Below are 12,399 nucleotides of genomic sequence, written 5' to 3'. Positions count from 1 at the left end.
TCGGCCGCCAGCTCGAACTGGTTGCGGCCCAGCGCAATCCGCGGAGACGCCGTGCGGTTGCCCGCCGCCGGCTCGCCAGGCATTCCGATCAGGCTTCCTCGGGGTATTCCGACTCACGCCGCCACGAGATCGGCCTCGGGCGCGGCAACCGGCGATGCCCCGCACGGGCCACCGACCGGGGCGCGCCGTCCGGCTGGGCGCGATCGGCCGCCAGCTCGAACTGGTTGCGGCCCAGCGCAATCCGCGGAGACGCCGTGCGGTTGCCCGCCGCCGGCTCGCCGGGCACCCCGACCGGCGAGACCGGGGACGCCGGCATCGCGGCGCGGGCCCGGTCGACCCCGGCCAGGACCTGGCGGACCAGCTCGTCCCAGCTCACGCCCCCGGCCTGCTCGCCGGCGGTCAGCGCCCGTGTGATGCGGCCCGCGGCGTCGGCGAACCGGCTTTCCCGGACCGCCAGCTCACCGAGGGACCGTTCCAACGCCGCCTCGGCCCGCCGGTCGCCCGCCGGGACCACCACGCGCAACGCCGTTTCGCCGCTCTCGCGCCAGTCCGCGTGCCGGCCCCGCGCGCCCGCCAGGTCGGCCACCGCCAGCGCCAGTTCCGCGCAGTACCCCGGCTCCCCCGCGTCGGCGGCCTGGCGCACCGCGGCCAGCAGGCCCGCCGACTCCCGGTCGTACCACGTGCCGCGGTCGCCGAGGTCGGCGACCACCGGTGTCCGCGGCGCGCGGCCTGCCTCGGCGCCCCGGACCTCGTCGGTCAGGTGCAGCCAGGCGCCGAAGAGCCGCCGGGACGCCGCCGAGCGCGCGTCAAGTGGTTGCGCCGCAAGCATTTCCAGTGCCAGCAGCCGGGTCAGGGACGGTAGCCGGTAGCGGGCTCCGGCGACGTCGACCAGACGGGCGTCCACCAGCGACTCCAGCGCGTCGGCGGCTTCGGCCGGGCCGGCGTCCGCCAGTGCCGTCGCGGCCCAGCCCGCCCAGCTGCCCGCGGGCAGCAGCGCCAGCCGGGCGAACAGGTCCCTGGCCGGCGCGGGCACGTCCGCCAGGCCGCGCCCGACGGCCGCCCGGACGCCCGCGCCGAGACGGCCGATCCGGTCGCCCTCGGCCCGCAGCCGGGCCACCGCCTGGGCCAGCGTGCGCCCCGGCCGCGCCGCGACGTGCGTGGCCGCCGCCGTCACCGCCACGGGCAGCCCGCCGCACAGCTCGACCAGCTCCACCGCGTCGGACAGCTCCGCCGTGACGCGGTCCTCGCCGACCAGCGCGGACAGCAGCTCGACCCCCTCCGCGCCGTCCAGCACGTCGAGCTCGGCCACCGCCACGCCGGGCAGCGCCGGGACGCGGGCGCAGGTGGTGACCAGCAGCCGGCAGCCACGGGCGTCGGCGACGAACGGCGTGACGCGCGCCAGGCTCGCGGCGTCCTCCAGCACGGTCAGGACCCGGCGCCCGGCGAGCACGCTGCGGTACAGCGCGGCCCGGCCGTCCAGGTCGTCGGGGATCCCCGCCGCGGGAACGCCGAGCGCGTGCAGGAAACGCGCGAGCACGTCGGCGGCGTCCTCGTCGGCGAGCCGCGCGTAGAGCACCCCGTCGGGGAACGCCGGCGCGGCCCGGTGCGCGGCTTCCGCCGCCACGGCGGACTTGCCCGCCCCGCCGCGTCCGGTGAGGACGGTGACCACGGCCGCGCCCGGGCCGTCGTCGGTGAGGCCACGCCGCAGCGCGGCCAGCAGCCGCTCGTGCCCGGTGAAGTACGGCAGCCGCGCCGGCAGCATCCGCGGGACCGCGCGGCCGCTCGCCGGCGTGTCACTCGACCCGGCGAGGATGTCCTGGTGCAGTTCGCGCAGCGCGACGCCGGGTTCCAGGCCCAGTTCGTCGACGAAGCGGCGGCGCACGGCCCGGTAGGCGGCGAGCGCCTCGACCCGGCGGCCGCACCGGTGCAGCGCGGTCATCAGCTGGAGCACGAACCGCTCGCGCAGCGGGTACTCCTCGGTCAGCACCGAGATCTCGCCGACGACCTCGCGGTGCAGGCCCAGCTCGAGCTCGGCGTCGAGGCAGTCCTCGAGCACCTCCACCCGGCGCTCGGCGATGCGGACCTGGTGGGCGCGCACGACGCCGCTGTCGATCCCGGTGAGCGGTTCCCCGCGCCAGAGCGCCAGCGCTTCGCGGAACGCCGCCCGTGCTTCCTCCGGCCGCCGCGCGGCGCGGCCACGGGCCACCAGCGCCTCGAACTCGTGCAGGTCCAGCTCCCCGGGCGCGAGGTCGAGGCAGTAGCCGCTGCCGCGGGCGGAGATCCGTTCGCCCAGCCCGGCTTTCGCCAGCGCGCGCCGCAGGGCCGACACGCAGGTCTGGACCTGCGCGCGGGCGGTCGCGGGCGGCTCGGGGCCCCACAGCGCGTCGAGCAGCACCTCCAGCGGTACCACGCGGTTGCCGTTGAGCAGCAGCAGCGCGAGCACCACCTGCTGGCGGCGCGCGGTCACGACGACCGGCTCGCTGCCGCGGACCTGCAGCAGGCCCAGCACGCGGAAACCGGGATCGGGCAAAGGATCGGCTTCTGTCCGGGGGTTCCGGGTGGCGGAGCCCCCGGCCCGGGGCGAAGCCCCGGATGTCACAGGGACGGCGCGGAGCGCGGTGGCTCCGGGTGTCGGCACGGTGGTCTGCACGGTGTTCCCTCCGGGGTCAGACGAGGACTTCGGGCGGCGCCGGGTGCCCGAGGAAGGCGGTGGGGCTGGCGGTCAGGCCGTAGGCGCCGGCCTGGAAGATGGCGATCAGGTCGCCGATCGCCGCCCCGGGCAGGGAAACCCGGTCGCCGAGCAGGTCGAGCGGGGTGCACAGGCAGCCGACCACCGTCACCGTCTCTTCCGGACCGCCGGGCGCGGACGCCAGTGCGAGCGGGTAGTTGCGGCGGATGGCCTGGCCGAAGTTGCCGGACGCGGCGAGCTGGTGGTGCAGGCCGCCGTCGACGACGAGGAACGTCGTGCCGCGCGAGACCTTCCGGTCGACCACGCGGGTGAGGTAGACCCCGGCCTCGCCGACGAGGTAGCGGCCGAGCTCGATCACCACGCGCGCGTCGGGCAGCGCGGGCCGCAGCGAGACGTCCAGGAGCTTGGCCAGGTTCTCGCCGACCTCGTCGAGGTCCAGTGCCGTGTCGCGGGCGGTGTAGGGGATGCCGAAGCCGCCGCCGAGGTTCACCGACCGCACCGGGCCGGGCGCGGCCTCGGCCAGCTGCAGCACCAGATCGACGGTCGCGCGCTGGGCCTCGCACAGGCTTTCCGCGCGCAGGTTCTGGGAGCCGGCGAAGACGTGGAAGCCCTGGAAGTCCAGGCCGGCCGCGCCGACCTCGGCGAGGACGGCGGGCACGCGCTCGGCGTCGATGCCGAACTGCTGCGGGCCGCCGCCCAGGCGCATGCCGGAGCCGCGGACCGCGAAGTCCGGGTTGACCCGCAGCGCCACGCGCGGGGTGAGGCCGAGGCGCTCGCCGGCCTCCCGCACCCGGGCGAGCTCGGTGGTGGACTCGAGCTCGACGGTGACCCCGGCGGCGACCGCGCGGGCCAGCTCGGCCGCGGTCTTGCCGGGCCCGGCGAAGCTGATCCGTTCCGGGGGGACGGTCGTGTCGAGCGCCTGCCGCAGTTCCCCGGCGGAGGCGACGTCGAGGCCGTCGACGAGGCCGCTGAGGTGGTGCAGCAGCGCGGGCATCGGGTTGGCCTTGACCGCGTAGCTCAGTTCGACGTCGTCGGGCAGCGCGGCCCGGACCCGCTCGACGCGGGTGGTGACGAGCGAGCGGTCGTAGGCGAAGAAGGGAGTGGTGCCGACCCGCGCCGCGAGCCGGTCCACGGGCACGCCGCCCACGGTGAGCACACCGCCGGCGCGGCGATGCGGCGCCGCCGCGGCTTCCGTCGTGTTCGCCATCGCTTTCCTTTTCTTCGAGCACGGGAAATGAATATCGGAAAGACGCCTCGGACACTTCCTCGGCGGCACGGGACCACTGAAGCAACTACCCACCCACCCGGACATGGGTAGTCCTCACCCAGATTCGGCGGCGGGGCGGGGAGGGCGGTACCCAGGTGTACCTGCTGTGTCCGGACGGTCACGCCCGTGACACCATCCACACCGGACCGGACCGTCGTTTCCGCAGGTCAGCGCAATTGACCACACCGTTCGGCGCAGTCACCCACTCGCACTGCTCCAGCCGGGTGGCCGCCGCGGTGGCAGCTTCCTGCCGTCGCCTGCCTGCCACCGCCGCCGCCGCGGAACACCCTTGACGAACGGGGTGCGCAGCCCGCACGATCGGAATCCACCGGCGCCACCCGGGAATTCCCGGACCCGGCGCATTCCGGACAGAACCACGCATTCCCCGATTTCCGCGATCCCTTCCGACGATGGGTGAACTATGTCTTCCCTGCCTGCTCCCGGTGAGCCGATCGCGGTGGTCGGCATGTCCTGCCGGCTGCCCGGCGCCGCCGGCCCCGCGCGGTTGCGCCGGCTGCTGGCCGAGGGCCGCGAGGCCGTCGGCGAGGTTCCGCCGGGCCGGTGGACCGACGGCGACCGCGCCGGGCGCGGCGGCTTCGTGTCCGATGTGGACGGTTTCGACGCGCCCTTCTTCGGCGTCTCCCCGCGTGAGGCCGCGGCGATGGACCCGCAGCAGCGGCTGGTGCTGGAGCTGGCGTGGGAGGCCTGCGAGGACGCCCGGGTCGCGCCCGGCACGCTGCGCGGCAGCGGCACGGCCGTCGTGGTCGGCGCGATCAACGGCGACTACGCGCTGCTGCACGACCGCCTCGGCGCCGGACCGCACACGCTGACCGGCACCCACCGCAGCCTGATCGCGAACCGCGTCTCCTACCTGCTCGGCCTGCGCGGCCCGAGCCTGACCGTCGATTCGGGCCAGTCCTCGTCGCTGGTCGCGGTGCACCTGGCGGCCGAGCAGCTGCGCCGCGGCACCGCGGCCGTCGCGCTCGCCGGCGGGGTGAACCTCAACCTCCTGGCGGCCGGCACCGAGACCGTGGACCGCTTCGGCGCGCTGTCCCCGCAGGGCCGCTGCCACACCTTCGACAGCCGCGCCGACGGGTACGTCCGCGGCGAGGGCGGCGGCCTGGTCGTGCTCAAGCCGCTGAGCGCCGCGCTCGCCGACGGCGACCGCGTGCACGCGGTCCTGCTCGGCGGCGCGGTGAACAACGACGGCGGCGGCGAGGGGCTCACCGTGCCGCGGGCGCAGGCGCAGACCGAGGTGATCCGGCTGGCCTGCGCCGACGCCGGCGTCACCCCGGCCGAGGTCCAGTACGTCGAGCTGCACGGCACCGGCACCCCGGTCGGCGACCCGATCGAGGCCGAGGCGCTCGGCGCCGCGTTCGCCGGGGACCGCCCGGAGCCGCTGCCGGTCGGTTCGGTGAAGACCGTGCTCGGCCACCTCGAAGGCGCGGCCGGCATCGCCGGACTGCTGAAAATCCTGGTGTGCCTGCAAGAACGCCGGTTGAGCCCGAGCCTGAACTTCGAGACGCCCCACCCGGCGATCCCGTTCGGGACGCTGAACCTCGAAGTCGTGCGCGAAGCCCGGGACTGGCCGCGCCCGCAGGACCGGCTCGTCGCCGGGGTCAGCTCGTTCGGCGTCGGCGGCACCAACTGCCACCTGGTCCTGGCCGAAGCCCCGCCGGCCACCCCGCCGGAAGACGTCGTGGCCGACCACGTCCCGCTGGTGCTCTCGGCCCGGTCGGCCGCCGCCCTGCCCGCCCAGGCCCGTGCGCTCGCGGACCACCTCGCCGGGCACCCGGCCCTCGCCCACGGTGACGTCGCCCGGTCGCTGCTGCGCACCCGCGAGCTGTTCGAGCACCGCGCGGTCGTGTTCGGCGACCTCGGGTCACTGGCCGGCGGCACGCCGTCGGAGAACGTGGTGACCGGGCGGACCGTCGACGGCGGTGACGTGCTCGTCTTCCCCGGGCAGGGTTCGCAGTGGCCGGAGATGGCCCGCGCGCTGCTGCGCGACTCGCCCGTGTTCGCCCGCCGGCTGGCCGGGTGCTCGGCCGCGCTCGCCGAGTTCGTCGACTACGACCTGCTGGAAGACCTGCGTGACGGCAGCGCCGACCTCGGCCGCGTCGACGTCGTGCAGCCCGCCCTCTGGGCGGTCATGGTCTCGCTGGCGGAGGTCTGGCGCGACGCCGGGCTCACCCCGTCGGTCGTGGTCGGGCACTCGCAGGGTGAGATCGCGGCGGCCACGGCGATCGGCGCGTTGTCGCTCGCGGACGGCGCCCGCGTGGTCGCCCTGCGCAGCCGGGTGATCGCCGGGATGCCCCGCGGCGGCGGGATGATGTCCGCCGGGGCGCCCGAAGACGTCGTCCGGCCGCTGCTGCCCGCCGGGGTGTCGGTGGCCGCGGTGAACGGCACCCGGTCCGTCGTGCTGTCCGGGCCGTCCGGCGACTTGGCGGCCCTGCACGCGATCCTCACCGAAAGCGGCTACCGCGCGAAGATCCTGCCGGTCGACTACGCGTCGCACTCGGCGGCCGTGGACCCGCTGCGCGAGGAGATCCTGCGGCTGCTGGCCCCGGTGCGGCCGGTGTCCACTTCGGTCACTTTCGTGTCCGCGCTCACCGGCGAGCCGTTCGACACCGCCGGCCTCGACGCCGGGTACTGGTTCGAGAGCCTGCGCCGTCCGGTCCGGTTCGCCGACGCGACCGCCGGGGCGCTGGCCGCCGGCGGCGCGCGGTTCGTCGAGTGCAGCCCGCACCCGGTGCTGCTGGGCAGCATCGAGGAGACGGCCGAAGCCCGCGGCCACACCGTGGCCGTGATCGGCACCCTCCGGCGGGACGACGGCGGCGGCGACCGCCTGCGGCGCAGCTTCGCCGAAGCGTTCGTCGCCGGGGCCGGGGTGCATTGGCCGGTGCCCGGCGAGCGCCTGGTCGACCTGCCGACGTACGCCTTCCAGCGGACCCGGCACTGGCTCGGCGAAGAAGCCGCCGCCGCGCCGGTCACCGTGGATGCCACGCAGGTGGCGGAACTGGTGCTCGCCACCGCCGCGGCCGTCCTGGGCCACGCGGACGCCGGCGCCATCGACCCGGCAAGCACGTTCAAGGACCTCGGTTTCGACTCGGTGAGCGTGGTGGAGCTGCGCACCCGGCTGCAGGCGGCCACCGGGCGCAAGCTGCCGACCACGGTGTTGTTCGACTTCCCGACCCCGCACCACCTGATCACCCACCTGCGGGCGGCCCGGGGCGAAGCCGCTCCGGTGGCGGAACCTGTGGCACCGCAGGACGACCCGATCGCGATCGTCGCCATGGGCTGCCGCTTCCCCGGCGGCATCACCTCCCCCGCCGAGCTGTGGGACCTGGTGGCCACGGGCGGGGAAGCCGTCACCGAGCTGCCGTCGAACCGAGGCTGGGACCTCGACACGCTCCTCGGCGACACCGGGCCCGGCTCCTGCGCCACCCGCTTCGGCGGCTTCCTGCACGACGCCGACCGGTTCGACCCCGCGTTCTTCGGCCTGAGCCCGCGCGAGGCCCTGGCGATGGACCCGCAGCAGCGGGTGCTGCTGGAGATCAGCCACGAGGCGATCGAGCGCGCCGGGCTCGGGTCCCTCGAGGGAACCGACACCGGGGTGTTCGTCGGGGCGATGGCGATGGACTACGGCCCGCGCCTGCACGAGCCGACCGGGTCGGTCGACGGCCACCGCCTCACCGGCACGTCGCCGAGCGTGGCGTCGGGCCGGATCGCCTACACCTACGGGCTGCGCGGACCCGCTTTGACGGTCGACACCGCGTGCTCGTCGTCGCTGGTCGCGATCCAGCTGGCCGCCGACGCCCTGCACCGCGGCGACTGCTCGCTGGCGCTGGCCGGCGGCGTCACCGTGATGGCCGCTCCGGGCAACCTCGTGGACTTCACCCGCCAGAACGGCCTGTCCGCCGACGGCCGCGCGAAGGCGTTCTCCGCCGACGCCGACGGCACGGCGTTCGCCGAAGGCGCGGGCATGCTGGTGCTGGAGCGGCTGTCCGACGCCCGCCGCCACGGCCACCCGGTGCTGGCCCTGCTGCGCGGCGGCGCGACCGGCTCCGACGGGGCCAGCAACGGTCTCACGGCCCCGAACGGCCAGGCGCAGCAAGAGGTCATCCGCCGGGCGCTGTCGGCCGCCGGACTGTCCACATCGGACGTCGACGTGGTCGAGGCGCACGGCACCGGCACCGCGCTGGGCGACCCGATCGAGGCGCACGCGCTGCTGGCGACGTACGGGCAGGACCGCGAGACGCCGCTGTGGCTGGGGTCGCTGAAGTCCAACATCGGCCACACCCAGGCCGCGGCGGGGATCGCGGGCGTGATCAAGATGGTCGAGGCGCTGCGGCACGACACGATCCCCCGGACGCTGCACGCCGAGGTGCCGAGCCCGCACGTCGACTGGGCGAGCGGCCGGGTCGAGGTGCTGTCGGCGGCCCAGGAGTGGCCCGACCACGGCCGCCCGAGGCGGGCGGCGGTGTCGAGCTTCGGGATCAGTGGCACGAACGCACACGTGGTACTGGAAGCCGCACCCGCTGCGGCGCCCGCCTACGCCGGAACCGAGACCGCACCGGCCGGAGCGCCTGCCGCGGGGCCGCGCCCCCGACCCGGGGCCGAAGCCGGGCGAGCCGCAGAGCCCGCACCGGCACCCGCCGAGCCGCTGCAGGCCGCCGACGGCACCGCCTACCGCTCCCAGCCCGGGGCCGCACCCGCCCAGCCGCTGGTCTGGCTCCTGCACGCCCACACCGACGCCGCTCTCCGCACCCAGGCCGCCCGGCTGCGCGCCTACGCCGAAACCGCGTCCGACGAGGACCTCGCCGCCACCGCGGCGATCCTCGCCCGGCGCCGCCCCGGTGCCTGCCGCGCGGTCGTCGTCGCCGGAGACCGCACCGAGCTGGTTGCGGCCCTCGATGCCCTCGCCGAGAGCGCCCCGCACCCCGCGCTCGTCACCGGTACCGCGGCCGGTGAGACCAAGCCCGTGTTCGTCTTCCCCGGCCAGGGCGCGCAGTGGCCCGGCATGGCCGCCGAACTGCTCGCCGCCGACACCGGCTTCGCGCAGCTGCTCACCGACGCCGCCGAGGCGCTGAAGCCGCACACCGGCTGGTCGGTGCTCGACGTGCTCACCGGCGCCGCGGGTGCGCCGGGCCTGGAGGGGACCGATGTCGTGCAGCCGGTGCTGTTCGCCGTCATGGTCGCCCTCGCCGGACTGTGGCAGGCCGCCGGGGTCGCTCCGGCCGCGGTGGTCGGCCACTCCCAGGGCGAGCTGGCCGCGGCCGTCGTGGCCGGGGCGCTGCCGCTGGCCGACGCCGCCCGGATCATCGCCGTCCGGAGCCGGCTGCTCACCGCCGAACTGGACGGCACCGGCGGGATCCTCGCCGTCGGCCTGCCGGTGGCGCAGGTGCGGGAGCGGCTCGCGCCGTGGGCGGGACGGCTGTGGCCGGCCGTGGACAACGGTCCGGCCGGCACGGTGGTCGGCGGCGAGCTGGCCGCCATCGAGGAGTTCGCGGCCGCCTGCGCCGACGTCCAGATCCGGCGCACGCCGGTGGCCTACGCGGCGCACACCCCGCACGTCGAAGCGGTCCGCGACGCCCTGCTCGAGGAGATCGGCGCGCTGGCGCCCGCCGACACCGCGACCACGATCTGCTCCTCCTGCACCGGCGGTTTCCTGCCGGGCTCGGAGCTGACCGCGGCCTACTGGTACCGCAACCTGGCCGAGCCGGTCGAGTTCGACGCCGCCGTCCGGGCCTTCGCCGGTTACCGGCGGCCGCTGTTCGTCGAGGTCAGCCCGCACCCCATCCTCGCGGGCGCGGTGCAGGAGATCCTCGCCGACGCGGGCATCGACGGCACCGCGGTGGGCACCCTGCGCCGCGGGGAAGGCGGCCGCCGCCGGTTCCTGCTGGCACTGGCCGCGGCGCACGTGCGGGGCGCCGTCGTGGACTGGCCGCGGCTGCTCGGCCCGGTCACCCGCCACCCGGACGTGCCGACCTCGGCGTTCGACCGGCAGCGCTACTGGCTCACCGAGGGCACCTCCGGCCTGCTCGGCGCGCCGACGCCGGTCGCCGACGGCGACGGGCTGGTCGCCACCGGGCGGCTCTCGCTCACCTCGCTGCCCTGGCTGGCCGGCCACGCCGTCCGCGGCACGGTCCTGTTCCCCGGCACCGGGTTCGCCGAGCTGGCCCTGGAAGCGGCCGACGGCGGCACCGTCGAAGACCTGACGCTGGAAGCGCCGCTGGTGCTGCCGGCCACGGGTGTCGTCGAGGTCCAGGTCGGCCTCGGTGGCGCGGACGAGGACGGCCGCCGCCCGTTGACCGTCCACTCGCGACTCGGCGACGCGCCGTGGACGCGGCACGCGACCGGCACGGTGAGCCCGGACCGGCTGCCCGTCACCCCCCTGCCGGTCTGGCCGCCCGTCGGCGCCGAGCCGGTGGACCTCGCTGACGGCTACCCGCGGCTGGCGGCACGCGGGTACGAGTACGGCCCGGCGTTCCGGGGCCTCACCGCGCTGTGGCGCGATGGCGACGACCAGTACGCCGAGGTGGAGCTGCCCGCCGAAGGCGAGTTCACCGCGCACCCGGCCGTGCTCGACGCGGTGCTGCACGCGCTGGTCCTCGACGGCACCGAGCTGCTGCTGCCGTTCTCCTTCGGCGGCCTGCGGATCACCTCGCCGCTGCCGGGTTCGGTGCGGGCCCGTCTGTCCGGCTCCGCGGACAGCGGCGTCGAGATCACCCTCTACGACACTGCCGGCACTCCGCTCGGCGGCGTCGGATCGCTGCTGCTGCGTCCCGCTTCGCAGGCGACCGCGACCGCCGAGCTGTACCGCGTGGAATGGGAGCCGGCCGAGGTCGGTGCCGGCACCGAGCGCGAGTGGACGGTGATCGGCACCGAGCTGCCCGAGGTCGTCCCGCCCGTCGTGCTCACCACCGCGCACGAGCTGCCCGCCGTGCTGGACCTCGTGCAGCGCTGGCTGCTCAACGCCCGCTGCGACGGCTCGAAGCTGGTGTTCCTGCAGGACCCCGGCTCGCCCGGCGGCGCGGCCGTGTGGGGCCTGGTGCGCTCGGCGATCGCCGAGCACCCCGGCCGCTTCGCCCTCGCCGGCGCCCGGCCCGGCGCCCCGCTCGCCGCGGCGCTGGAGGCCGAAGAGCCGCAGTTCGCCGTGCGCGACGGCGCGGTGCTCGTGCCCCGGCTGGCGCGCTTCGCCGCCGAGCCGTCCACAGTGGACTTCGGCACCGGCACCGTGCTGGTGACCGGCGGCACGGGCGGGCTCGGCGCGCTGGTCGCCGAGCGGCTGGTGACCACGCACGGCGTCCGTGACCTGCTGCTGGTGTCGCGCAGCGGCGGCGACGTCCCGGCGCGGCTGGCCGGGCTCGACGCCCGCGTCCGGGTGGTGGCGGCCGACGTCGCCGACCGCGCCGCGCTCACCGCGGTGCTGGCGGGCGAGACGCTCACCGGGGTGGTGCACGCGGCCGGCGTCCTCGACGACTCGACCCTCACCGGGCTCACGGCCGCGCAGCTGGACACCGTGCTGCGGCCCAAGCGCGACGCGGCCTGGCTGCTGCACGAGCTGACCGGAGACCAGCCGCTCGCCGCGTTCGTGCTGTTCTCCTCGATCGCCGGGGTGCTCGGCAACCGCGGCCAGGCGAACTACGCGGCCGCGAACGCGTCCCTCGACGCTTTGGCGGAGCACCGGGCGGCACGCGGGCTGCCGGGCGTGTCGATCGCGTGGGGCCTGTGGGACACCGCCACCGGCATGACCGCCGCGATGACCGCCACGGACCGCGCGCGGCTCACCGGCGTCCGGCCGATCACGCCGGCGCAGGGGCTGGCCGCGTTCGACGCCGCGCTCGGGCTGTCCGGCACGGTGGTGGCGTCCGGTTGGGACACCGCGGCGCTGCGGGCGGCCGACGACGTCCCCGCCGTGCTGCGGAGTCTCGTGCCGGTGCGCCGCGTGGCCGCGGCCGCTCCGGTCGCGGCCGGGCTGGCCGGGCAGCTCGCCGGGCTGGACCGGGAGACCGCGGCGGCCACGGTGACCGGGTTCGTCCGGACCGAGGTCGCCACCGCGCTGGGGCACCGGTCGCCGGCGTCGGTCGAGGTGGCGAAGCCGTTCAGCGAACTGGGGATCGACTCGCTGACGTCGGTGGAGCTGCGCAACCGCATCGGGGCCGGCACCGGGCTGCGGCTGCCCGCGTCGCTGCTGTTCAACCACCCGACCGTCGAGCTGCTGGCCGCGCACCTGCTCGGCGAGCTGCTCCCGCCGCCGCCCGACCCGGCGCAGCGGCTGCGTGACGCCCTCGGCGAAGTGCTGCCCGGCGCCGGCGAGGAGGACCGCCGGCGGCTGGCGGAGGTGCTGCGGGAGGCGCTCGACGGGCTCGGTGCGGCACCGGACCTGGAACTCGCCTCCGACGACGAGCTCTTCGCCTTCATCGACAAGCTGTGACGTTTT

Annotated in this window: 3 protein-coding genes; 1 reads left to right on the top strand and 2 read right to left on the bottom strand. The window is 76.2% G+C overall.

What is annotated here, in order from left to right; all coding sequences use genetic code 11:
• Positions 1-88: 88 nt before the first annotated feature.
• Together ABZX11_RS10980 and ABZX11_RS10975 are read right to left on the bottom strand one after the other, a co-directional pair.
• A complete protein-coding gene (locus tag ABZX11_RS10980) occupies positions 89-2,530 on the bottom strand; it encodes an AfsR/SARP family transcriptional regulator (RefSeq protein ID WP_354911969.1) in 2,442 nt (813 codons plus the stop codon).
• Positions 2,531-2,666: 136 nt separating this feature from the next.
• Complete coding sequence (locus ABZX11_RS10975) at positions 2,667-3,896, bottom strand: pyridoxal-dependent decarboxylase, exosortase A system-associated (RefSeq protein WP_176176627.1); 1,230 nt, start codon at positions 3,894-3,896, stop codon at positions 2,667-2,669.
• 481 nt (positions 3,897-4,377) lie between these two features.
• On the opposite strand from ABZX11_RS10975, the gene ABZX11_RS10970 reads away from it, so the two are divergent.
• Positions 4,378-12,393, top strand: a complete 8,016-nt coding sequence (locus tag ABZX11_RS10970) for a type I polyketide synthase (RefSeq protein ID WP_354911966.1) — start codon at positions 4,378-4,380, stop codon at positions 12,391-12,393.
• Positions 12,394-12,399: the final 6 nt, after the last annotated feature.

Source organism: Amycolatopsis sp. NPDC004169, from assembly GCF_040610315.1.
Taxonomy (GTDB): Bacteria; Actinomycetota; Actinomycetes; order Mycobacteriales; family Pseudonocardiaceae; genus Amycolatopsis.
The sequence above is the reverse complement of the archived record's forward strand: the minus strand, read 5'-3'. Positions and strand labels throughout refer to the sequence as shown.